This window comes from Pseudomonas sp. AL 58 (assembly GCF_036348395.1).
In the GTDB taxonomy this organism is placed as follows: domain Bacteria; phylum Pseudomonadota; class Gammaproteobacteria; order Pseudomonadales; family Pseudomonadaceae; genus Aquipseudomonas; species Aquipseudomonas defluvii.
Map to the genome: position 1 here is coordinate 187470 of NZ_JAZBQR010000007.1, position 23353 is coordinate 210822.

The window sequence follows — 23353 nt, forward strand, 5'->3', positions numbered from 1 at the left end:
CGCAGAACATCGCGCGATCACAGGCCAACGGCAGGCGGCAATCGCTACAACGCCAAGCCGACCAGTACCGCCAACTCAAGCAGCTCCAGCAAGGCGCCAGCCGTGTCACCCGTGGTGCCGCCCAATCGGCGCACCATCAGGCTGCGCAGCCAAAAGAACACAACACATGCCAGCAACAGTGCCTGCACGCCTTGCCAGCCAGCGAGTAGCACACAGGCCACGCCACTGAGCACCAAGACTATGTGACCGCTGCGCCGCGGCAGGTGCTCGGCCAAAGCCTGACCCAGCCCGCCAGCGCGTACATAAGGCGTACAGAGGAACAACCCAAGCATGGCCGCACGCCCGATCAGAGGCGCCAGCAGCAACGCCATGCTCTGCCCGGCCTGAACCAGCGCCAGCAACGCCGTGAACTTCAACAACAACACCAGAACCAGGGTAACCACGGCAATTGGCCCGCTGCGCGGGTCTTTCATGATCGTCAGGGTTCGTTCACGATCACCAAAGCCACCCAGCCAGGCGTCAGCACTGTCAGCCAACCCGTCCAGATGCAACGCGCCACTGAGCAACACCCAGAGCGTCAGCAGCAGCGCAGCATGCAGCAGCAACGGGCTTGCGGCCAGCAGGCTGTCAAAGGCCCACAGCAGCACGCCGAACAATAGCCCCACCACGGGGTAGAACAGCAACGAACGCCCCATCTGCTCGGCAGCCGGCATGCCCGGCAGACGCACAGGCAGGCTGCTGAGGAACTGCAAGGCAATCCAGAAGGGCAACATCAGCGGGCCTCTTGCCATTGTCCATCGGCATCCAGCACCAGTCGCACCAGCGCCCCGTGCCCGACCTCGACCTGCAACAACTGCTCACGTGGTAACCCTCTGGCACGCGCCAGCAACAGCCGCATCACCCCACCGTGGGTGACCAGCAACAGGTGCTCGCCCAGATATCGCTGCTGCAAGCGCGCCAAGGCACGCAGCACTCGGGCCTCAAACCCTGCAACCGGCTCGCCACCGGGTGGGGTAAACGCATAGGGATCAGCCCAGAACTGACCCAGTTCCTGCGCATGGGTTTCCATCAACGCAGCCGCGCTGCGCCCCTCCCACTCACCAAAGTGCAGCTCCTGCAACTCTGGCTCCAGCTCACATGGCACGCCCAGTTGCCCGGACAGGGCCTCGGCAAAGCGTGCACAACGCTGCAGTGGCGAACTGATCAGCCGTTGCCACGGTGCGCGGCTGGCGGTCGCCGCGCGCATCTGTGCCCATCCCTGATCTGTCAGGGCGTCATCAAGGCTGCCACGCAAGCCGCCCCCCTGTTCGGTTTCGCCATGACGCAGCAGGTCAATGATCATGCCGGACGATCCGCAACGGCGGCCTCGACAAAGGTCGCCATCTGCCCATGCAGCTCACAGGCAAGACGCAGCAGCGGCACCGCCAACGCAGCACCACTGCCCTCTCCCAACCGCAAACCGAGCTCCAGCACCGGTTCGGCATCCAGCTGCGCCAATACCAGGCGATGACCTGGCTCGGCACCACGGTGCCCGAACAGCAGCCAGCAGTGTGCCTGCGGGTTCAGACGAACCGCCAGCAATGCGGCGACTGTGCAGATGAATCCATCGACCAGCACGGCGATACCTTCCTGAGCGCAGGCCAGGTAAGCACCCACCAACGCGGCGATCTCAAAACCGCCGAAGCAAAGCAGAACCTGCAGAGGGTCATCACCGGAAACGGCATGCTGTTTCAGGGCCCGCTCAATCACTTCGGCCTTGTGCCGCACACCTGCCGCATCCAGACCAGTTCCTGGGCCGCTGAGGTCGCTGGCCGCACACCCGAGCAACGCACATGCCAGGGCACTCGCGGCGGTGGTGTTGCCAATGCCCATTTCACCGCCAATAAACAACTGCGCGCCGTTCGCAGCAGCCCGCAAAACGCTTTCACGCCCAGCCTGCAAGGCCTGCAAGCCCTGCTCAAGCGTCATCGCCGGCGCCTTGGCGAAGTTGGCAGTCCCCGCGCCAATACGCACATGTCGCACGCCCGGCAAGTCGTCTTGCAGGGTGGCTGTACCGAGGTCGACCACCTCCAGACGCGCGTCCAGCTGGCGCGCCAGAACGCTGATCGCCGCACCACCGCTGACGAAGTTCTGCAACATTTGGGCAGTGACGGCCTGCGGATACGCAGAGATGCCTTCCGCGACAACGCCATGATCCCCCGCGAAGATCGTGATCCAGACCTTTGCCAAGTCAGGCTTGAGCCGCCCTTGCAGGCTGGCCAACTGCACCGCAAATGCCTCCAGACGGCCCAGCGAACCCGCCGGTTTGGTCAATTGTTGCTGTCGTTCCAGTGCTTGCTGGTGGATCGCTTCATCCGGTGCCTGGCAGGGGTTCTGCCACCAGTTCTGACTCATAGTGCAGGTCCTTTCAAAATGAGGGGCAAGCCGGCAACAGTCAGCACCACACGCTGACAGCGCTCGGCAATGGCTTGATGCAGCCAGCCGGCTTCATCGACATAACGGCGGGTCAGTTCGCCCATGGGCACAACGCCCAGGCCGGTCTCATTACTCACCAGAATGATCTCGCCCGGCAGGTTGGGCAGACAGTCAAGCAACGCGTTGCGCTCATCGTTCAAGCGCTGCGTGTCTTCAAGCATGAGTAGGTTGGTCAGCCAGAGGGTCAGGCAGTCCACCAACAGACAACGCCCGGGCGCTGCGTTGTCGATCAAGGTTCGGGCCAGTGCCAGAGGCTCTTCAATCAGCCCCCATTCAGCAGGCCGACGCTCGCGGTGCAGTTGCACCCGAGCATTCATTTCGCCATCCAGCGGCTCGCTGGTGGCAATGTAGGTCACCGGCAAGGCGCTGTGCTGCGCCTGCTGTTCAGCCAGGCGGCTCTTGCCAGAGCGGGCACCACCGAGGATCAGATTGAGCATGTCAGTCAAGCCCACACAATTGTCGTAACCGAGAGGTATCCAGATGCCTGTCGACCAGGTCGGCCAGGCGCTCGATGTCCAATTCACGCAGGGCGTGATAGTCGACCTGTTCAACGTCGTCCAAGCCTGCCCAGCGCAACAGTGCGCTGCAGGAAGCGGGCGACTCGAACAAGCCGTGCAGGTAGGTACAGAGGATCTGCCCGTCGGCACTGATCGCACCGTCATGGCGACCATCGCTCAAGTACACGGCGGGCTGCTCCAGAGCAGGGCCACGGCTGACCCCGGCATGGATTTCGTAGCCGCTGATCGCCGCGGCTTCCAGCGACAACTGACCGGCGACATTGCGCAACTGCTTCTCAGCTTCCAGTTCGGTGACAAAGTCCAGCAAGCCCAGGCCCGGGCTGGAACCGGCGGTACCTTCCAGGCCCAGCGGGTCGTCCACCCGCTGACCGAGCATCTGCAAGCCGCCACAGATGCCCAACACTTTCCCGCCGTAGCGCAAATGACGCGCGATAGCCGCTTCCCAGCCACGCTCACGCAATTGCGCCAGGTCGCCGCGCACGCTCTTGGAGCCCGGCAGGATAATCAGGTCGGCAGGCGGAATCGCCTGGCCGGGGCCGATGAACTGCAGGTCAACCTGCGGGTGCAGGCGCAACGGGTCGAAATCGGTGTGGTTACTGATACGCGGCAACACCGGGACAATCACCTTGAGTACCTGCGCGACCTTGTCGCCCTGACGCTGATCGAGACCGTCCTCGGCCTCCAGGTGCAGGTCCATCACATAGGGCAACACACCCAACACCGGCTTGCCGGTGCGCGCTTCCAGCCAATCGAGGCCAGGCTGAAGCAGGGCGATGTCACCACGAAAACGGTTGATCACAAAGCCTTTGACTCGCGCCTGCTCCGTTGGCGACAGCAGTTCCAGGGTGCCGACCAGGTGCGCAAATACCCCACCCCGGTTGATGTCGGCGATCAGGATCACCGGGCAATCCACCGCCTCGGCAAAGCCCATATTGGCAATATCGCCGGCACGCAGGTTGATTTCCGCCGGCGAGCCCGCCCCCTCGACCATCACCACGGGATACGTCTCGCTGAGCCGCCGATGCGATGCCAACACCGCCTGCATGGCGATGGCCTTGTAGTCGTGATACGCCACGGCGTTCATGTTGGTGACAGCACGCCCATGGACGATGACCTGGGCACCGGTATCACTGTTCGGTTTGAGCAGCACCGGGTTCATGTCGGTGTGCGGCGCCAGGCCTGCAGCCTGGGCCTGTACAGCCTGGGCTCGACCAATCTCGCCACCGTCGGCGGTTACCGCGCTGTTGAGCGCCATGTTCTGCGGCTTGAACGGTACGACGCCAACCCCCTGGCGTACCAGCCAGCGGCATAACGCGGTCACCAGGGTGCTCTTGCCAGCATCCGAGGTGGTGCCTTGCACCATCAGGGTCGTCATGGCTGCTCCTTGCAGTAGTCATTCAACGCGAGGCTCAAGCGCTGCCAATCGTCTTCCGTATCGGGCAAACCAAACCGCAAGCTGGCCGGTTGCTCGAACACGCGCAGCAAAATACCGCGTCGTGCCATGAACTCATGGATGTGGGCCGCCCGCTCAGTCACCAGGTACTGGAACAGGTCACAGCCACCACTGGGCGGCAAGCCGACCGCCTCCAGCAAAAGGGCCAGGCGCCGGCTCGCATCGGCACAACGCTTGATCTGCAATTGATGAGCGGCCCGGTCCTGCAGGCAGGCCTGCCCCAGCACACGGGTTGGCCCACTGACCGCCCACGGCCCGAGCTGCTCAGCCAGCAGTTGCAGCATTTGCCGCTCGGCCACGACAAACCCCAAACGCACCCCGGCAAGCCCGAAGAACTTGCCGAACGAACGCAACACAATCAGGCCGGGGCGATCCGCGTAAGCCGCAATGCTCTGCGCGGGGGTGTTGTCCATGAACGCCTCGTCAACCAGCAACCAGCCACCATGCTGGGCCAGGCGCGCATGCCAGTTCAGCAGTTGCTCTGGTGACACGACGCGTCCGGTCGGGTTGTTGGGGTTGACCACCACCAGTACATCAAGGCTGTCGAGGTAGTGTTCGATCTGCGTCTCGTCCAGCTCACGCACCCGGTGCCCGGCACGCCGCCAGCCCTCGGCATGTTCGGCGTAACACGGCGACAGCACGCCGACCTTGCCAGTACGCCGCAGGCGCGGCAGCGCCTGAATAGCCGCCTGGGAACCCGCGACCGGCAGCAGGCGCTTGACGCCATAGTATTCGGCGGCAGCCTGCTCCAAGCCATCGTCGGTCTCCGGCAGCCGTGCCCAGGCCCGCAACGGAATCGGCGGGACACTGAATGGCCAGGGCGCGATGCCACTGGACAGGTCAAGCCAGCACTCCTGAGCAATACCGTACTGCTGGATCGCCCGCTGCAGGCGCCCTCCGTGTTCAAGCATAGAATTCTGCTCCCAGGCACAACACCAGCAACCACAACCAGACACCACGGCACACCAGTTGCCAGCCACGCTCGATAGCGTCGGCATCGGCTGCAGGGCCCTCGCCCAACTGAGCTCGCTCATGCAGTTCGCCATGGTAGACCGCCGCGCCACCCAACTCGACACCCAGCGCGCCGGCCCCGGATGCCATCACCGGCCCGGCGTTCGGGCTGTCCCATTGCGGCGCCTGGCGACGCCAGCAGCGCAAGGCCAGGCGAGTCTTGCCCAGCACGGCATAGGTCAGGGCCACCAACCGCGCAGGAATATAATTGAGTACATCGTCAATGCGCGCCGCCGCCCAACCGAAGCGCTCAAAACGCTCGTTGCGATAGCCCCACATGGCATCCAGGGTGTTGCTCAGCCGATAGAGCACCACTCCCGGCGCACCGGCGACGACAAACCAGAACAAGGCGGCAAACACGGCATCGCTGCCATTTTCCAACACCGACTCGGTAGCCGCCCGGGCGACGGCCGTCTCGTCCAGCTCACGGGTCTCGCGACTGACCAGAAAACCGACCCGACGCCGTGCCTCGTCAAGGTTGCCTTGGCGCAAGGCATCGGCCACTGGCATGACATGCTCGCCGAGACTGCGCAGCCCCAAGGCACAATAGAGGGCGAGGATCTCCACCCCCCATCCGATGTAGGGCAACCAGGACAACAGCGTAGCCGCCAGGGTCAGTGGTACCACAGCAAGAAACCAGGCCGTGACACCATGGCTGCGCCAGCCACGCCCACCCGCATTGAAACGCTGTTCCAGGCGCGAGGCGAAGCGCCCGAAAGCGACCAGCGGATGGCGACGCTTTGGCTCACCCAGCAGCGCATCCAGCGCCACACCGGCCACGCTCAGCAAAGCCACACTCATCAACGCTCTCCCCAATGGTTTTCATACAGCATGTCATCGAGCGGACGCGCCTTGGTCCAGCCTTCCAGTTCAAGCATTGGCGCAGGATAAAATGCCGCCACCGGCCCCAGGCAGAGCACGGCCAATGGCTTGGCCCCTTCGGGCATCCCCAGCAAATCCGCCAGTGCCTGTGGCTCGAACAACGATACCCAGCCCATCCCCAGCCCTTCGGCCCGCGCCGCCAACCAGAGGTTCTGGATAGCGCAGGAGAGTGACGCCAGGTCCATTTCCGGCAGCGTACGGCGACCGAAAATATGCCCCTCGCGCTTATCCATCAATGCCGCCACCAACACCTCGGCACAGTCGCTGATGCCTTCGACCTTGAGTTTCATGAAGTCGTCGGCACGCTCGCCAAGCGCTTCGGCCGTGCGCACCCGCTCCTGCTCCACGACCACCTGGATACGCTGACGCAAGCTGCGGTCAGTAATACGGATAAAGCGCCAGGGTTGCATCAAGCCAACGCTGGGGGCCTGGTGCGCAGCCTGAAGCAGGCGCGCCAGAAGCTCAGGTGCCACCTTGCCGCCGATGAAGTGACGCATGTCACGGCGCTCGGCAATCACGCGGTACACCGCCGCCCGCTCGTCCGCGCTGAAATCGTGTTCGCTCATGGTGCCAGTAGCGCCGCCGACGCGTGGGGGTTGGAAGGAAAATAGAAATGCACATAGGAGGCGGTCAGCCGCCCACAGCGATAGACCGCTTCGGCTCCACGCCCACCATTGGGGCTCTGCCCGCGAGCAATCGGGGTCAACTCGGTCTGGGTCAACGAATGGTGGTAGGTGTGCCCGCGCAAGGTGCCTTCCGGCAATGCCACCGCTTGCAACGCCAGCGCGGCCAAGCGCTTTTGCATGACGGCTTCACCGGGCAACAGGCCGAGCAACTCGGCACGCTCACCCGCCACATCAGTGAGGGCATCCAGCAGGTAGAGCATGCCACCGCACTCGGCCAGCAGCGGCTTGCCCAATTGATGATGGGTGCGAATGGCCGTCAGCATGGGCCTGTTGGCCGCCAGGGCCTGATGGTGCAGTTCGGGGTAGCCGCCCGGCAAATAGAGGCTGTCGGCCTCCGGTAACTGTTCGTCATGCAGCGGCGAGAAAAAGCTCAGTTGCGCGCCCATGTCGCGGAGCACATCGAGGTTGGCGCCATAGGTAAAGGCAAACGCCTCATCACGGGCCACTGCGATGCGGACACCGGCCAACAAAGGCTCAACCGTGTGCGGTTGGGGGGCTGAAAATGCCACGCTTGGTGGCAACGCCGATTCGCAACTTCCCCCCAGCGCCGCGGCGGCCGCATCAAGGCGAAGGTCGAGGTCGTTCAGTTCACTGGCCTGAACCAGCCCCAGGTGACGGCTTGGCAACTCGATGGCGGTTTCCCGTGACAGGCCGCCATACCAGCGCAGCCCCTCGGTGAGGCTACCCTCCAGCAGTTGTGCGTGGCGCAATGAACCGACGCGGTTGGCCAGTACGCCAGCAAATGGCAGGTCTGGCTGATAGCGTGCCAGGCCCAACGCCAGCGCACCGAAGGTTTGCGCCATGGCTGTACCGTCGATCACCGCCAGCACCGGCACACCAAAGTGCCGAGCCAGATCGGCACTGGATGGCGTACCGTCAAACAGGCCCATGACGCCCTCGATGAGAATCACGTCGGCTTCAGCCGCTGCTTCCCACAGCAAGCGTCGGCTCTGCTCGGCGCCAATCATCCACAGGTCCAGCTGGTAGACCGGGGCGCCGCTTGCACGCTCAAGGATCATCGGATCGAGAAAGTCCGGGCCACATTTGAACACCCGCACCTTGCGACCCTGGTTGCGGTGCAGCCGCGCCAGCGCCGCAGTGACCGTGGTCTTGCCCTGACCGGACGCCGGCGCCGCAATCAATACTGCCGGGCAATGCCGGGTTTCACTCATAGCTCGACGCCTTTCTGGGCACGAATACCGGCCTGAAACGCATGCTTGATCATGCCCATCTCAGTGACGGTATCGGCCAGTTCGATCAGCTCCGGCTTGGCACCGCGACCGGTAACGATCACATGCTGCATCGGTGGCCGGGCCTGCAGGTCGGTGAGCACCTGATCCAGGTCGAGGTAGCCATGTTTGAGTGCGATGTTCAGTTCATCGAGCACCACCAGGCTGATGGTCGGATCCTGCAGCAACTCGCGCGTCACCACCCAGGCGGCTTCAGCCGCGGCAATGTCACGCTGCCGGTCCTGGGTTTCCCAGGTAAACCCCTCGCCCATCACGTGATAACGCACCTGCTCGGGAAAACGCCGGAAGAACAGTTCTTCTCCGGTGCTATTGCGGCCCTTGATGAACTGCACCACGCCGCACTGCATGCCGTGGCCCATGGCGCGGGCAAGCATGCCGAACGCCGAACTGCTCTTGCCCTTGCCATTGCCGCTCAATACCAGCAGCAAGCCGCACTCGTTCGGGGAATTGGCAATACGCTCGTCGATCACCGCTTTTTTACGCAGCATGCGCGCCAAGTGGCGTTCGTCACGCTCGGTGGATTCAGTCATCGCTAGTCTCCGCAGGCAACTGTCGGCCGGGCACCACAGGCCATCGTCAGCAACGACGACCGGCACGGGCTGGGGTTTGGAAAGGCCACTGGGCGGCGCGACAGATGAATGGACAAAGCACACGAAAAACGCGCAGGGCTGCGGCCAGAGGCCGGCGTACCGCGCATCACCCTCCGTGATGCCGTTGGCTGTAACAGGCCGGTCTCCGGGCTTGTGAGCGGGGTCATGCACACCCTGGCGACGCGCCTTCCCGGGTCGTAGACCCCGTGGCCCTGCGTAACCTTGACTCACCTACCGTTGCGGGGGCAGCGCCGGAATCGCGCTGCAAGCGCCCACCGGCTTCCCTGTTTCACCCTGCCAACCGCCACGGCTGCAGAGCACCTGAAACAAGTCGCGAAGGTTAGAGGGTTGGGCCGGGAGCGTCAATTAAAGCTGTCAGAACGATCTGCTGACGCCGTGCCATGCGCGAGGCACGACAGACACGTTCAGCGCTTGCGGCATAAGGTCAGCCCATCCCCCAGCGGCAGCAACGACAAATCCACCCGCAGGTCGTCCTTCAATGCCGCGTTCAGCGCCTGGATTGCACGGGTGTCTTCACTGTCCGGTACGACCTGAAGCACGCGCCCACTCCACAGGGTGTTGTCGAACACCAGCAGGCCACCCGGACGCAGCACGCGCAAGGCTTCCTCCAGGTAACGCGGGTAATTGGCCTTATCGGCATCAATGAAGATCAAGTCGAAGGATTCTGCATCGAGTGTTGCCAGGGTTTGCAGCGCCGGCCCCAGGCGCAACTCGATACGCTCGGCAACACCGGCCTCTTGCCAGTAGCGCTGTGCCGTGGCGTTGTAATCGCCTGGCAGGTCGCAACACAGCAAATGCCCCGCATCCATGGCTTGCGCCATGCACAGGGCGCTGTAGCCAGTGAAGGTACCCACCTCGATGACTCGACGGGCACCGATCAACCGTATCAGCAAGGCGAGCAACTGCCCCTGTTCGGGCGCAACCTGCCAGCGCGCCTCTGGCAACGCCTGGGTTTCAGCACGCAGACGCGCCAACAGCGGCGTCTCACGCAGTGAAACACCTTGCAGGTAGTGATAGAGGGCATCGTCGAGGTAGAGCGTCTGACCGGTCATCGCCCACCTCGATTCAGATCAGGGGTTACGTGCCAGGTTCGGCTGCGGCGGTTGCAGCACACGCTTGGCGTTCAGGTAAGCCTTTTGCCAATAGCTGTTCGCGAGGTAGTCCAGTCGCACCGTACCACCGGTACGAGGCGCATGGACAAAACGCCCTTCGCCCACATAGATACCGGCATGGCTGACCTCGGAGCCACCATTGGTGGCAAAAAACACCAGATCGCCAGACTGCAGCGCATTACGTTCGATGTTCGGCGCACGAATGCCGATCATCTCGCGGGTAGAACGCGGCAGGGAAATACCTGCGGCATCACGATAAACATAGCCGATCAGGCCGCTGCAATCGAATCCGGAGTCCGGCGTGTTGCCACCCCAACGATACGGCGTACCCACCAGGCCCAAGGCGCGGAACAGTACATCTTCGGCAACCGGGGAGAAATAGACTTGCGGTGCCATGACCGCAGGCTCGACCACTCGCGGGGCCGGAGCCTGGGTTGAGCAGGCGCCCAGCAGGGCTGCCAGGGCAAGTACAGCGAAACGCGCCATCATCGACATAGTCAGAGCATCCTGTCTGAAGCCGGCTGGCACTTGGCCAGAAAATAGTGGTAGTGAAGATTAGACGCTTTCTAAAAACAAGTACGGCGACGCACCCGAGGGCTACGTCGCCGTGTCAAACCTGATCGAGGCTCAGTTACGCGAAATGGTGGTCGGACCCGCCATTGCCAGCGCGCGCTTGGCTTCGATGAAGGTTTTGCTCCAGTAGCGATCGCCAAGGCTGTCGATTCGCACACCACCGCTACGACGGCTGCTGGAGTGAATGAACTGATCGTCGCCCAGGTAGATACCGGCGTGGCTGACACGGCCGCGACCATTGGTGCTGAAGAACAGCAAATCGCCAGGCTTGAGGTTGTTACGCGCAACCTGTGGTGCCTTGACGTTGATCATCTCGCGGGTAGAGCGAGGCAGCTTCATGCCAGCTTCTTCACGAAACAGATAACCGATGAAACCGCTGCAATCGAAGCCCGAGGCCTCGGAAGTACCGCCGAAACGGTAACGGGTACCGATCAGGGACATACCGCGCTCAAGAATGTTATCGGCCAGCGCAGGCAGCTGGTAAGGCTTGCTGCTGCCGAACTCGCTCAGCTCTTCTTCAGTAGCCAGTTCTTCATCAAACACCGAAGAGGTGCCAGAGGATTTGACCGAACCGTGATGAGCAGCGATGGATTGCTGCTCCTGCTGCTGCGATACAGGGCTATGCGCCGCGCAGCCAAAAAGCAGGGTTACAAGTGCGAGGGGCACGAGGGGTGCGAAGCGATTTAGCATGGGCACGACCGTGTCTAGAGTTCAATGAGGGGGAAACTATGCCCTCTATCGAGTCGATTTGCAAATTCAATCGAAAAAAATGTGACTTTTATGTGCCGAGGCTCTAGATCGCCGCTACCAGCCCAGGGTTTCCTTTAAAAAGGGGATCGTAAGCTTGCGCTGCGCTTGCAGCGACGCCTGATCGAGGCGTTCGAGCAGATCGAACAGCGCACTCATGCTGCGGGTGCCACGGGTAAGAATGAAGTGCCCAACCTCATCGGTCAGGTGCAGGCCACGGCGCGAAGCACGCAGTTGCAGGGCGCGCAGCTTGTCTTCATCGGACAATGCACGCATCTGGAAGATCAGCGCCATGGTCAGGCGCGACTTGAGGTCAGCCAGCTTGATCGGCAGCTCGCGAGGCGAACTGGACGCGGCAATCAACAACCGTCGACCGCTGTCACGCAGGCGGTTGAACAGGTGAAACATCGCCTCTTCCCACTCTGGCTTGCCGGCAATGGCCTGCAAGTCGTCGAGGCAGACCAGCTCGTACTGTTCGAGGTTATCCAGCAGTTCTATGCCACGGTCGAGCAACTGCGCCAGCGGCAGATAGACCGCCGGCTCGCCCATCTGCTCAAAACGCAGGCAGGCCGCTTGCAACAGGTGAGTGCGACCCACGCCCTGTTTGCCCCACAGATAGATAAGGCTTTCGGTCCAGCCGGCGTCGGCTTCGCAGAGTCGCTCGACGTAGCCCAATGCTGCGGCGTTGGCACCCGGATAGTAGTTGATGAAGGTGGCGTCATCACGTAGACGCACACCCAGGGGCAACTGGATCGGTTTCATGCTGGCTGGGCGGCTTGGGAAGCCGCAAAGGGCCTTTCTTGAAAAGTCTGCAAAGTTTATACCCGTGAGGTCACTCGCACAATCGCAGAAGACCATAAGCAAAATCAAAGGCTTGCATTAGATGCCTGACACGAGTGCAAGCCTTCTGATATCAGCCTAAAGATCAGGATCGATCTGGCCCGCATAAATATCGGATTCTTTATAAAGGTCATGGACATGCCGCACCAAAACCATGATCACCGCCGCAACGGGCAAGGCCAGCAACACACCGGTAAAGCCGAACAACTCACCGCCGGCAAGTATGGCGAAAATCACCGCCACCGGGTGCAGGCCAATGCGATCGCCGACCAGCATGGGCGTCAACACCATCCCTTCGAGCATCTGGCCAATCATGAACACGGCGACAATGCCGAGCAGCGGATACAACTCGCCGCCAAACTGGAACAGCCCGGCGACTATTGCCGCGCCAATGCCGATGATAAACCCCATGTACGGCACGATGGCGGCCAGCCCGGCCAGCACACCGATCAACAAGCCGAGCTCAAGCCCGACCAGCATCAACCCGGCCGCATAGATCACGCCCAGCGCCAGCATTACCAGCAACTGGCCACGAACGAACGCCCCCAGCACTTCGTGACACTCGCCAGCCAGCACGACCACTTGGGCCTCACGCTGACGCGGCAACAGGCTGCGCAACCGGGCCATCATCAGGTCCCAATCGCGCAGCAGGTAGAAACCCACCACTGGAATCAAGACCAGGTTGGCCAACCAGCCGAGCAACGCCAGGCCCGATGCCGTCGCCTGAGACAACACCACACCGACGATGTCGCTGGTTTGCCCCATATGCGCACTGATCGCGGCCTTGACCTTGTCGAAACGCCAGAAACCGTCCGCCAGCCCCAGGCGCGCCTGCACCCAGGGCAATGCTACGTGTTGCAACCAATCCAGCATCTGCGGTGTCAGCTCATAGAGCCGCACCAGTTGCTTGGCCAGCATGGGAATCAACACCAGCAACAGGGCCAGCAACACCAGTCCGAACAGACTGAAGACCACTACCACACCCCAGGTGCGTGACAGCCCTGCACGTTCCAGCCGATCAACCAGCGGGTCGGCCAGGTACGCCAGCATGATCCCGACCAGGAATGGCGAGAGAATCGCGTGCAACCAATACACCAGGGCTGCACAGAGCAACGCCATGCCCAACCACACCCAGCGGCGCGTACCCGTCATCAGTAACTCCCTTTACCAGCGAAAACGCAGGCCATTGAACGGCTGAACAGACGCAGCGCTTGTACCGGCAACCGCCGGATCAGCGCTGACCGGCGCAGTCGCGATCGGCGTGCTTGCAGGCACCTCCTGCAACCTGGCCAGGCCAAGCTGGGCACGCAGTTGCTCACTGCTACCGGTGACCGAGTAGGTCAGTACGTCCTTCTCGGCACTGACCAAGCGTGCACCAAATGGCTCCAGCACACGGCCCAACTCGGCATAACGCTCCAGATTCGCACCTTGCACCTGTAGCTGCATTTCACTGCTGGCTCCCGGGCGCGCAACGAATCGCGACGCCAAACGACTGCTCACTGCCAGCATGACCGCATCGGCCAGGGCTGCTGGGTCCGCACCCTCAACCTTGCCCTGCTCACGCTGGTCGCCCTGCCAGAGGCGCCAGGTACCCTGCCATTTGCCGTCGGCCTCGGTGGCATGCACTGCCAACAACGCATCGGCACCATAACGCTCGGAGGCATCGCGCAACGGCGCCGGGTCGGTACCTTCCAGGTTTTTCGCGGTAGCGACCAACTGCTCGCCCAGATCCCCCAGCGGCAAGCGCAGAGGCAGACCACGGTGCTGGGCCGCACGACGCAACGCCACGGCACTGCTTTGCCCGTCGCCGACCAGGTTCGAACCTTCAGCGCTATCGTTCAACCACCAACCGAGAATCGCCGGACGATTATTCCCCCACAGGGCCAAGCCCGCCTGGCGCAGCGCCCGATCAGTTGTGCCCGGGTCGAAGTCCACCAACAGGGTTTCGGGCGGGCCGGCTTCATAGCCAAACTGACTGATGATCTGTTGCGGGTCTTTGCGAAGGGCCACGACGGCGGGGTTCTGCAGGGCTTTACTGTCACCGGTCAGGCGCAACACCAGGGTATTGAGCGCCTGTTCGGTAGCCTGGGTGCGTGCCTCGGCGCCTTGGCCGCTGACCGGTTGACGCACCTGGTACAAACCGGAGAGGGTTTCGGCCTGAGCGGTCAGGCCAAACAGCGCGACACAGCCGAGGACCAGATATGAGCACAAACGCATGTGGGACTCCCGTCCATTCATAAATAGAGGCACCGCTTGACCGCGCCCGGGGTTGAGACCACAGGCCCCGGTAAAACATTCAATCGTCACGGCATTTTCATCAGTACACCATGGCTATACCTTATACAGCCCATGGCGCGGCAACCAGTCGCAGGTGGTTAATCATCATTTTTCTGTCGATTGAGGCTCTACCCGTCGGCCTGAGGATGGCCGCTACCCGGTAACCCTGATAAAATCGCGCGCCTTCGCAGACCGGCGACGGTCAGGCAGCAGGAAAACCTCCGCTTTGCCTGGCAGGTCACGGTCGATTCCCCCGAATCCCTCCCCCCTAAAGGCCTGGATCATGAGCAAGCAACCCTCCCTGAGCTACAAGGACGCCGGTGTAGACATCGACGCCGGTGAAGCATTGGTCGAACGCATCAAAGGCGTGGCCAAGCGCACGGCGCGCCCGGAAGTCATGGGCGGCCTGGGCGGTTTTGGCGCCCTCTGCGAAATCCCGGCCGGCTACAAACAGCCGGTTCTGGTCTCGGGTACCGACGGTGTCGGCACCAAGCTGCGTCTGGCGCTGAACCTGAACAAGCACGACAGCATCGGCATCGACCTGGTCGCCATGTGCGTGAACGACCTGGTGGTCTGTGGCGCCGAGCCACTGTTCTTCCTTGACTACTATGCCACTGGCAAGCTCAACGTCGACACCGCAGCCCAGGTGGTTACCGGTATTGGCGCGGGTTGCGAACTGGCTGGCTGCTCGCTGGTCGGTGGTGAAACCGCCGAAATGCCGGGCATGTACGAAGGCGAAGACTACGACCTGGCAGGCTTCTGCGTCGGCGTGGTCGAGAAAGCCGACATCATCGACGGCTCCCGTGTTGCCAACGGCGACGCGCTGATCGCCCTGCCATCGTCCGGCCCGCACTCCAACGGCTACTCGCTGATCCGCAAGATCATCGAAGTCGCTGGCGCGGACATCGAGAACATCCAGCTCGACGGCAAACCGCTGACCGACCTGCTGATGGCCCCGACCCGCATCTACGTCAAGCCACTGCTCAAGCTGATCAAGGAGACTGGCGCGGTCAAGGCCATGGCGCACATCACCGGCGGCGGCCTGCTCGACAACATCCCGCGTGTACTGCCAAAAGGCGCACAGGCGGTTGTCGATGTCGCCAGCTGGGAGCGTCCAGCCGTGTTCAACTGGCTGCAAGAGCAAGGCAACGTCAACGAGACCGAAATGCACCGCGTACTGAACTGCGGCGTCGGCATGGTCATCTGCGTGGCTCAGGACGATGTCCAGCGCGCGCTGGACGTGCTGCGTGAAGCCGGCGAGCAGCCATGGGTGATCGGCCAGATCGCCGCCGCTGCCGAGGGCGCTGCCCAGGTCGAGCTGAAAAACCTCAAGGCGCACTAATGCCGAGCACGCTCTGTGATGTAGTGGTACTGCTGTCGGGTTCCGGCAGCAACCTGCAAGCGCTGATCGACAGCACCCGCACCGAGGGCAACCCGGTGCGGATCCGCGCGGTGATTTCCAACCGCGCCGATGCCTACGGCCTGCAACGCGCCCGCGATGCAGGCATCGACACCGCCGTACTCGACCACAAGGCCTTCGATGGCCGCGAGGCGTTCGATGCGGCGTTGATCGAGCTGATCGACGGCTACTCACCGCAACTGGTCGTACTGGCCGGGTTCATGCGCATTCTCAGTGCCGGATTCGTCCGCCACTATCAGGGCCGGCTGTTGAACATCCACCCCTCCCTACTGCCCAAGTACAAGGGCCTGCACACCCATCAACGCGCGCTGGAAGCCGGCGATCGCGAACATGGCTGCAGTGTCCACTTCGTCACCGAGGAACTCGACGGCGGACCACTGGTCGTACAAGCAGTAATACCGGTAGAGTTGGACGACACGCCAGAAAGCCTGGCACAAAGGGTTCACCGCCAGGAACATCAGATTTACCCGCTGGCTGTTCGCTGGTTCGCTGAAGGTCGTTTACGCTTGGGCGAAACCGGTGCGTTAATGGATGGCCAGCCTCTGGCGGCCAGCGGCCACTTGATTCGACCCTAGGAGATTTTATGCGTCGCGCCCTGCTTTTCGCCCTCGCCGTGCTTGCGTTACCGCTTCAGGCAGCCGAGCTGAAGCCCTACTCGGCCAGCTACACCGCCGACTGGAAACAGCTGCCCATGAGCGGCACCGCCGAGCGCAGCCTGGTCAAGAATGCCAACGGTACCTGGAGCCTCAACTTCAAGGCCGCGATGATGATCGCCAGCCTGACCGAGCAAAGCACCTTGCGCATGGACAAGGACACCCTGCTGCCACAAACCTACCACTTCGAACGTGGCGGCTTGGGCAAGGCGAAAAAAGTTGATCTGGACTTCGACTGGTCAAGCAACATGATCACCGGCACCGACCGTGGAGATGCCGTAAAGCTGCCACTCAACCGTGGCGTGCTGGACAAGTCCTCGTATCAGCTTGCACTGCAACATGACGTTGCCGCTGGCAAGAAAAGCATCAGCTACCAAGTGGTCGATGGCGACGAGATCGACACCTACGACTTCCGCGTCCTGGGCACAGAGAAAGTCTCGACCAAGGCCGGCCAGGTTGACGCCATCAAGGTCGAGCGCGTACGCGACCCAAGCCAGAGCAAGCGCATCACTGAACTGTGGTTCGCCAAGGACTGGGACTACCTGCTGGTACAACTGCGCCAGGTTGAAACCGACGGCAAGGAATACGTGATCATACTGCAGGACGGTACGGTCGACGGAAAACCTGTCAAAGGCAACTGAAGCCCGACAGCACACCTGAAAACCCCGCGCTGTGCGGGGTTTTTAGTATCAGCGCCAATAACGACAAACCCCGCCGAAGCGGGGTTTGTCGCTTTACCACATCAGATCATCAGGGATCTGATAGGCCGCGTACGGATCATCGGCATCCGGCTCCTCAACCTGAGTGTTGAGCAGGACGATACGCTTGGGATCACGCTCCTGGATCTTCAGCGCAGCTTCACGTGGAATCACTTCGTAACCTCCACCGTGATGAACGATAGCCAACGAGCCACTGCTCAGCTTGCTCCGCATCAGGGCGTTGACCGACAGGCGCTTGACCTTCTTGTCGTCCACGAAGTTGTAGTAGTCCTCAGTGTTCAGCTTGGGCAAGCGCGACACTTCAATCAGTTGCTTGACCTGAGCAGCACGGGCCTTCTGCTCGGCCTTCTCCTGCTGCTGACGGTTCAGCTCCTGGTCGCGCTTGGCCTTCTCGGCCATGGCTTCCTTGGCCAGACGCTGCTGGGTGTCATCAACTTCTACCTGGCCTTTATGCTCCAGGCGTTTTTGCTTCTTCTGCTCTTTGGTGACCTGCTTGACCTGCTTCTGGTTGACCAGACCGGCCTTGAGCAATTGGTCACGAAGGGAAAGACTCATGGATGCTTACTCACTTATGCAACAGTTCAGCCGCAGCTGGACAGGTTCTTTTCCTGACGTTTGGCCTCGCCCCAGAGCGCGTCCAAGTCTTCGAGGGTGCAATCTTCGATCGGACGGCCCATATCGCGCAATGCCTGTTCGATAAAACGGAAGCGTCTTTCGAACTTGCCATTGGCGCCACGCAGCGCGGTTTCCGGATCGACTTTCACATGCCGCGCCAGATTGACGGCGGCAAACAACAAGTCGCCCACCTCGTCGGCCAATGCCGCCGGGTCATTGTCGGCCATGGCCTGGAGCACTTCATCGAGCTCCTCACGGACCTTGTCCAACACAGGCAAGGCATCAGGCCAGTCAAAGCCGACCTGAGCCGCACGTTTTTGCAGCTTGGCCGCTCGCGACAAGGCCGGCAAGGCTGCCGGCACGTCATCGAGCAGCGACAACTGCTCAGGCTCGGCCTTCTCGGCGCGCTCCTGAGCCTTGATTTCTTCCCAGCGCTGCTTGACCTGGCCTTCATCGAGGCGCGGCGTATCCAGCGGCGCATACAGCTCCCCCGTTGGAAACACATGGGGATGACGACGAATCAGTTTGCGAGTGATGCTATCGACTACAGCCTCAAACTCGAAGCGCCCCTCCTCCCGGGCCAATTGGCTGTAATACACCACCTGAAACAGCAGATCGCCCAACTCACCTTGCAGGTGCTCGAAATCACTGCGTTCGATGGCATCAGCCACCTCGTAGGCTTCTTCAAGCGTGTAGGGAACAATGCTCGCGTAGGTCTGCTTGAGGTCCCACGGGCAACCGTACTGCGGATCACGCAGGCGCGCCATGAGATGAAGCAAGTCGTCTAGGGTGTACATCTTGGGTTCTCTGTGTCGGAGGGCCTGGCATCATCGCCCGCACTGCAGCTCCCGGGGAAACTGGCAGTGCAGGCGAAAGCACCTCAGGAAGTACGATTACGCCGCGTCTCGATGATGTTCGGCAATTGCGAAATACGCCCCAACAAGCGTCCTAGTGCATCAAGCCCCGGAATTTCGATGGTCAGCGACATCAGCGCAGTGTTGTCTTCCTTGTTCGAGCGGGTGTTGACCGCCAGCACGTTGATCTTCTCGTTAAGCAGCACTTGAGAGACGTCACGCAGCAAGCCCGGACGGTCGTAGGCACGGATGACGATATCCACCGGATACGTCTGCACCGGTACCGGCCCCCAGCTTACCTGGATGATCCGCTCCGGCTCACGCCCGGCCAACTGCAACGCCGAAGCGCAATCCTGACGGTGGATGGTCACGCCGCGGCCCTGGGTGATATAGCCAACGATGGCATCCCCCGGCAGCGGCTGGCAGCAACCCGCCATCTGCGTCAGCAGGTTACCCACGCCCTGGATCTGGATATCACCGCGCTTGCCCGGTTTGATACCGGTCGCCTTGCGGGTGATGAACTCCAGTTGCTCAACACGCTCCGGTTCCACCAGTTGCTGTGCGGCGTTGACCAAATGGGCCAGGCGCAAGTCGCCGGCGCCCAACGAAGCAAACATATCCTCGGCGGTCTTGACGTTGGCTTTTTCCGCCAGGCGCTCAAAGTCCACCTGAGGCAGGCCCAGCCGCGTGAGTTCACGCTCAAGCAAGGTCTTGCCTGCGGCAACGTTCTGATCACGGGCCTGCAGCTTGAACCAGTGTACGATCTTGGCCCGTGCCCGCGAGGTGGTGACATAGCCCAGGTTCGTGTTCAGCCAGTCACGGCTCGGATTACCGTGCTTGCTGGTGATGATTTCGACCTGCTCACCGGTCTGCAGGCTGTAGTTGAGGGGTACGATCCGCCCATTGATCTTGGCGCCGCGGCAGTTGTGGCCAATTTCGGTATGCACGCGGTAGGCGAAGTCGAGCGGGGTCGCGCCCTTGGGCAGGTCAATGGCATGCCCGTCCGGGGTAAAGACATAGACCCGATCCGGCTCGATGTCGACCCGCAACTGTTCAGCCAGGCCACCAATATCGCCCAGCTCTTCATGCCACTCGAGGACCTGACGCAGCCAGGAAATTTTCTCTTCATAGTGGTTGGAGCTGGATTTGACATCCGTGCCCTTGTAGCGCCAATGCGCACAGACGCCGAGCTCGGCCTCTTCATGCATGGCGTGGGTACGGATCTGAACCTCCAGTACCTTGCCCTCTGGGCCGATAACCGCAGTATGCAGGGAGCGGTAACCATTCTCCTTGGGGTTGGCGATGTAGTCGTCGAACTCCTTGGGAATGTGCCGCCAAAGGGTATGCACGATACCCAGCGCGGTATAACAGTCGCGCATTTCCGGAACCAGCACGCGCACCGCCCGCACGTCGTAGATCTGGCTGAACTCCAGGCCCTTGCGCTGCATTTTGCGCCAGATCGAATAGATATGCTTGGCACGGCCACTGATGTCAGCCTTGACCCCGGTAGCCAGCAGTTCGTTCTGCAGCTGATTCATGACATCAGAAATGAAGCGCTCGCGATCCAGCCGGCGCTCATGCAGCAACTTGGCGATCTGCTTGTACTGTTCAGGCTCCAGGTAGCGGAAGGACAGGTCTTCCAGCTCCCACTTGATATGCCCGATACCCAGGCGATGCGCCAACGGCGCGTAGATATCGAACACTTCGCGGGCGACCCGGTGGCGCTTCTCGTCGTCGGCACTCTTCACCGCACGGATCGCACACGTGCGCTCAGCCAGCTTGATCAGGGCCACGCGCACATCGTCGACCATGGCCACGAGCATCCTGCGCAGGTTTTCAACCTGCGCCTGAGAGCCAAGTACCAAGGAATGACGCGGATTGAGGCTATCGGTGATGGCCGCCATACGCAGCACACCATCGATCAGCTTGGACACGACCTGACCAAAGCGCTGGCCCACCTCGGCCAGGGTTACCTTGCCTTCGCGCACAGAGCGATAGATGACCGCGGCCACCAGAGAATCCTGATCAAGCTTCAGATCAGCGAGAATTTCCGCGATCTCAAGCCCGGCCTGAAAACTCGACGTACCGTCGGCCCAGGAATGCTTGGCCGGGTTGCCCTTTTTCTCGACATCCTGGGTGAACTCACAGGCGGCCTTGAGGGCTTCCCGGTCCAGCGCCGTATCGACGCTGACCACATGATCCAGCCATGCCTCGAGATTGATACTACCGTCGGTGTTGACCGGCTGGTGCACTCTCACCTGTACCATCTTTGTTTACCTTTCCCTACCGCGCATACGTAATGCGCTTGAAATCACAGGCGTTGCCCCTGCCGGATCCAAGGGGCAACCGCCGAACGGGCTTGCTACGCTAGCCCGCCTCGAATAACGCCATGGCCTCGACATGGGCCGTCTGAGGAAACATGTCGAGTATCCCGGCACACTTTAACCGGTAACCCTGCCCGAGCAACGCTTGGGTATCGCGCGCCAGAGTGGCCGGGTTACACGAAACATAGACCAGACGCTTGGCACCCAGGTTCGCAATATTTCTGACCACCTCAAGCGCACCGTCCCGTGGTGGATCCAAGAGTACCGCAGAAAAGCCCTCACCGGCCCACTCCATGCCTGCCAGAGGTTGGGACAAATCGGCCTGAAAAAAGCGCACGTTATGCAAATTATTACTGCGGGCGTTTTCCGCGGCACGCTCGACCATGGTCTGCACCCCTTCCACCGCCACGACTTCGCGGGCTTGTCGGGCGAGTGGCAAAGCGAAGTTACCCAGGCCGCAGAACAGGTCAAGCACACGCTCGTCATTCTGCGGTGCCAACCAGGCCAGTGCCTGTTCGATCATCGCGGTATTGACCTGGGCATTGACCTGAACGAAGTCACCTGGGCGGTAAGCCAGCTCCAGGCCCCACGGCTCAAGAACAAAACCCAACGCCTGGCTCGGATCAACCGCGGTCGGCTCACCCTCTCCCTGCAACCAGAGTTGCACGCCAGCGTCGTTACAGAACGCCTGCAGTTGCTGTAGATCGCCCTCCGCCAGCGGAGCGGTATGGCGCAGCAACAGCGCCAGCGCCGTACCGCTGAACAATTCGACATGGCCGATCACTTGAGGTTTGCGCAAGCCGCGCAACACGGCAGGCAACTGCTGCATGATCGGCTGCAGGGCGTCGACCAGCACCGGACATTCATCGATCGCAACGATATCCTGACTGGCCTCGGCACGGAAACCAACCTCCAGGTGTTTGGCGCGGGCATCCCAACGCACTGCAACGCGCGCACGCCGCCGGTAGCCGAACTCAGGCCCACTCAGCGGCGGTGCCCAGTGCTCAGGCTCAACGCCCGCTACACGCTGCAACTGTTCGGCGAGCAGGCGCTGCTTGAGCGCCAACTGCTCGGCATGGGGCAGGTGCTGCAGGTTGCAGCCACCGCAACGGGCCGCATGCGCGCAAGGGGCCGTACGCCGCAGCGGGCTGGCGCTGAATACACGCTCCAGACGTGCCTCGACCACCTTGCCATGGGCGCTGAGCACCCGCGCTTCGACCTCTTCACCCGCCAGCGCACCGCTGACAAACCAGGTACGCCCCTCAACAAATGCGATGCCACGGCCGTCGCCGGACAAGCGTTCGAGTGTCAGGCGCTGCTTCTTGCCAACAGGAACCTGTGGGGTACGGCTGCCGCCGGCCGGCTGAAAGCGCAGGCCGCTATTACGTTTATTCTTGGACATCAGTTACCAGCGTCAAAAATGCCGGTCGACAGGTAACGGTCGCCACGGTCGCAAATGATCGCCACCATGACCGCGTTCTCTACCTCGCGAGACAGGCGCAACATGGCCGCCACGGCACCGCCAGAGGACACGCCACAGAAAATACCTTCTTCACGGGCCAGACGGCGGGTGGTGTCTTCTGCCTCGGCCTGGGCCATATCGACCACACGGTCAACGCGCTCGGCCTCGAAGATTTTCGGCAGGTACTCGTGCGGCCAACGGCGAATGCCAGGAATAGCAGAGCCTTCCATCGGCTGCAGGCCGACGATCTGCACCGCCGGGTTCTGCTCCTTCAGGTAGCGCGAGCAGCCCATGATGGTACCGGTGGTACCCATGGAGCTGATGAAATGGGTAATGGTGCCCTGGGTCTGGCGCCAGATTTCCGGGCCAGTGCTGACGTAATGGGCTTCAGGGTTATCACCATTGCCGAACTGGTCGAGCACCTGGCCACGGCCTTCGGCCTGCAGCCGCCCGGCCAGATCGCGGGCACCTTCCATGCCCTCTTCCTTACTGACCAGGATCAGCTCGGCACCGTAGGCGGTCATGGCCGCCTTGCGCTCGGCGCTGGAGTTGTCCGGCATGATCAGAATCATCTTGTAGCCCTTGATCGCCGCTGCCATGGCCAGGGCAATCCCGGTATTACCCGAGGTCGCTTCGATCAGGGTGTCACCCGGCTTGATCTGCCCGCGCAGTTCGGCACGGGTAATCATCGACAACGCTGGCCGGTCCTTGACCGAACCTGCCGGGTTATTGCCTTCAAGCTTGAGCAGGAGGGTGTTGCTCGTATCGCCAGCAATGCGCTGCAGGCGAACCAAGGGCGTGTTGCCGACGCAATCGGCGATCGTAGGGTACTGCAAGGTCATGGCGTATTCGCAATCCAGACTGCGGGGGT

General features: G+C 61.8%; 24 protein-coding genes and 1 riboswitch. Of the genes, 3 read left to right on the plus strand and 21 right to left on the minus strand.

What is annotated here, in order from left to right:
• Nucleotides 1-44: 44 nt before the first annotated feature.
• From UIA24_RS11335 to UIA24_RS11410, 16 genes are all read right to left on the minus strand, one after another.
• Nucleotides 45-773 carry an adenosylcobinamide-GDP ribazoletransferase gene (locus UIA24_RS11335; protein ID WP_102053276.1) on the minus strand — a complete coding sequence of 243 codons (729 nt, stop codon included), beginning with the start codon at nucleotides 771-773 and terminating at the stop codon, nucleotides 45-47.
• Entirely contained in the window at nucleotides 773-1342 is a 570-nt protein-coding gene (gene cobC, locus UIA24_RS11340) for an alpha-ribazole phosphatase (protein ID WP_099775553.1), read from the minus strand. Before cobC ends, UIA24_RS11335 begins: the two co-directional genes overlap by 1 nt.
• Entirely contained in the window at nucleotides 1339-2394 is a 1056-nt protein-coding gene (gene cobT, locus UIA24_RS11345; protein ID WP_330522865.1) for a nicotinate-nucleotide--dimethylbenzimidazole phosphoribosyltransferase, read from the minus strand. Before cobT ends, cobC begins: the two co-directional genes overlap by 4 nt.
• Nucleotides 2391-2912, minus strand: a complete 522-nt coding sequence (cobU, locus tag UIA24_RS11350) for a bifunctional adenosylcobinamide kinase/adenosylcobinamide-phosphate guanylyltransferase (protein ID WP_330522866.1) — start codon at nucleotides 2910-2912, stop codon at nucleotides 2391-2393. The genes cobT and cobU overlap by 4 nt, the downstream gene beginning before the upstream one ends.
• 1 nt (nucleotide 2913) lies before the next feature.
• Nucleotides 2914-4368, minus strand: coding sequence for a cobyric acid synthase (locus tag UIA24_RS11355; RefSeq protein WP_065760522.1), 1455 nt, complete (start codon nucleotides 4366-4368; stop codon nucleotides 2914-2916).
• On the minus strand, nucleotides 4365-5357 hold the full coding sequence (cobD, locus tag UIA24_RS11360; RefSeq protein WP_102053273.1) for a threonine-phosphate decarboxylase CobD: 993 nt from the start codon (nucleotides 5355-5357) through the stop codon (nucleotides 4365-4367). The genes UIA24_RS11355 and cobD overlap by 4 nt, the downstream gene beginning before the upstream one ends.
• A complete protein-coding gene (gene cbiB, locus UIA24_RS11365; RefSeq protein WP_065760520.1) occupies nucleotides 5350-6258 on the minus strand; it encodes an adenosylcobinamide-phosphate synthase CbiB in 909 nt (302 codons plus the stop codon). The genes cobD and cbiB overlap by 8 nt, the downstream gene beginning before the upstream one ends.
• A complete protein-coding gene (gene bluB / locus UIA24_RS11370; RefSeq protein ID WP_065760519.1) occupies nucleotides 6258-6905 on the minus strand; it encodes a 5,6-dimethylbenzimidazole synthase in 648 nt (215 codons plus the stop codon). Before bluB ends, cbiB begins: the two co-directional genes overlap by 1 nt.
• Complete coding sequence (locus UIA24_RS11375; RefSeq protein ID WP_099775558.1) at nucleotides 6902-8197, minus strand: cobyrinate a,c-diamide synthase; 1296 nt, start codon at nucleotides 8195-8197, stop codon at nucleotides 6902-6904. Before UIA24_RS11375 ends, bluB begins: the two co-directional genes overlap by 4 nt.
• Complete coding sequence (gene cobO, locus UIA24_RS11380) at nucleotides 8194-8805, minus strand: cob(I)yrinic acid a,c-diamide adenosyltransferase (protein ID WP_102053271.1); 612 nt, start codon at nucleotides 8803-8805, stop codon at nucleotides 8194-8196. The genes UIA24_RS11375 and cobO overlap by 4 nt, the downstream gene beginning before the upstream one ends.
• A 179-nt stretch (nucleotides 8806-8984) precedes the next feature.
• Nucleotides 8985-9205, minus strand: a riboswitch (cobalamin riboswitch).
• Nucleotides 9206-9290: 85 nt separating this feature from the next.
• A complete protein-coding gene (locus UIA24_RS11385; protein ID WP_330522867.1) occupies nucleotides 9291-9938 on the minus strand; it encodes an O-methyltransferase in 648 nt (215 codons plus the stop codon).
• Nucleotides 9939-9956: 18 nt separating this feature from the next.
• Nucleotides 9957-10493 carry a C40 family peptidase gene (locus UIA24_RS11390; RefSeq protein WP_099775561.1) on the minus strand — a complete coding sequence of 179 codons (537 nt, stop codon included), beginning with the start codon at nucleotides 10491-10493 and terminating at the stop codon, nucleotides 9957-9959.
• Between the two features lie 132 nt (nucleotides 10494-10625).
• Nucleotides 10626-11261: a C40 family peptidase gene (locus UIA24_RS11395; RefSeq protein ID WP_065760514.1), complete on the minus strand. Its 636-nt coding sequence runs from the start codon at nucleotides 11259-11261 to the stop codon at nucleotides 10626-10628.
• A gap of 114 nt (nucleotides 11262-11375) precedes the next feature.
• The gene (gene hda, locus UIA24_RS11400; RefSeq protein ID WP_065760513.1) at nucleotides 11376-12080 is read right to left on the minus strand and encodes a DnaA regulatory inactivator Hda; all 705 of its coding nucleotides are present in this window, start codon (nucleotides 12078-12080) and stop codon (nucleotides 11376-11378) included.
• Nucleotides 12081-12236: 156 nt separating this feature from the next.
• The gene (locus tag UIA24_RS11405; protein WP_099775563.1) at nucleotides 12237-13310 is read right to left on the minus strand and encodes an AI-2E family transporter; all 1074 of its coding nucleotides are present in this window, start codon (nucleotides 13308-13310) and stop codon (nucleotides 12237-12239) included.
• 12 nt (nucleotides 13311-13322) lie between these two features.
• Nucleotides 13323-14375, minus strand: a complete 1053-nt coding sequence (locus UIA24_RS11410) for a DUF2066 domain-containing protein (protein ID WP_065760511.1) — start codon at nucleotides 14373-14375, stop codon at nucleotides 13323-13325.
• 343 nt (nucleotides 14376-14718) lie between these two features.
• On the opposite strand from UIA24_RS11410, the gene purM reads away from it, so the two are divergent.
• From purM to UIA24_RS11425, 3 genes are read left to right on the plus strand one after another with little or no spacing between them, the layout of a single operon-like run.
• A complete protein-coding gene (purM, locus tag UIA24_RS11415; protein WP_099775564.1) occupies nucleotides 14719-15777 on the plus strand; it encodes a phosphoribosylformylglycinamidine cyclo-ligase in 1059 nt (352 codons plus the stop codon).
• The gene (purN, locus tag UIA24_RS11420) at nucleotides 15777-16430 is read left to right on the plus strand and encodes a phosphoribosylglycinamide formyltransferase (RefSeq protein WP_099775565.1); all 654 of its coding nucleotides are present in this window, start codon (nucleotides 15777-15779) and stop codon (nucleotides 16428-16430) included. Before purM ends, purN begins: the two co-directional genes overlap by 1 nt.
• Before the next feature lie 8 nt (nucleotides 16431-16438).
• Nucleotides 16439-17149 (plus strand): DUF3108 domain-containing protein, encoded by a 711-nt coding sequence (locus tag UIA24_RS11425; RefSeq protein WP_065761445.1) that lies wholly within the window; start codon nucleotides 16439-16441, stop codon nucleotides 17147-17149.
• Between the two features lie 93 nt (nucleotides 17150-17242).
• Here the strand turns inward: UIA24_RS11425 and UIA24_RS11430 are convergent, their stop codons facing one another.
• The 5 genes from UIA24_RS11430 to cysM form a co-directional block, all read right to left on the minus strand.
• Nucleotides 17243-17782, minus strand: a complete 540-nt coding sequence (locus UIA24_RS11430; protein WP_065761444.1) for a DUF2058 domain-containing protein — start codon at nucleotides 17780-17782, stop codon at nucleotides 17243-17245.
• Between the two features lie 26 nt (nucleotides 17783-17808).
• Nucleotides 17809-18639 carry a nucleoside triphosphate pyrophosphohydrolase gene (gene mazG, locus UIA24_RS11435; RefSeq protein ID WP_065761443.1) on the minus strand — a complete coding sequence of 277 codons (831 nt, stop codon included), beginning with the start codon at nucleotides 18637-18639 and terminating at the stop codon, nucleotides 17809-17811.
• An 83-nt stretch (nucleotides 18640-18722) separates the two neighbouring features.
• Nucleotides 18723-20963 carry a GTP diphosphokinase gene (gene relA / locus UIA24_RS11440; RefSeq protein ID WP_065761442.1) on the minus strand — a complete coding sequence of 747 codons (2241 nt, stop codon included), beginning with the start codon at nucleotides 20961-20963 and terminating at the stop codon, nucleotides 18723-18725.
• A gap of 100 nt (nucleotides 20964-21063) precedes the next feature.
• Nucleotides 21064-22422, minus strand: a complete 1359-nt coding sequence (gene rlmD / locus UIA24_RS11445; RefSeq protein WP_330522868.1) for a 23S rRNA (uracil(1939)-C(5))-methyltransferase RlmD — start codon at nucleotides 22420-22422, stop codon at nucleotides 21064-21066.
• The gene (gene cysM, locus UIA24_RS11450; protein ID WP_330522869.1) at nucleotides 22422-23324 is read right to left on the minus strand and encodes a cysteine synthase CysM; all 903 of its coding nucleotides are present in this window, start codon (nucleotides 23322-23324) and stop codon (nucleotides 22422-22424) included. The genes rlmD and cysM overlap by 1 nt, the downstream gene beginning before the upstream one ends.
• Nucleotides 23325-23353: the final 29 nt, after the last annotated feature.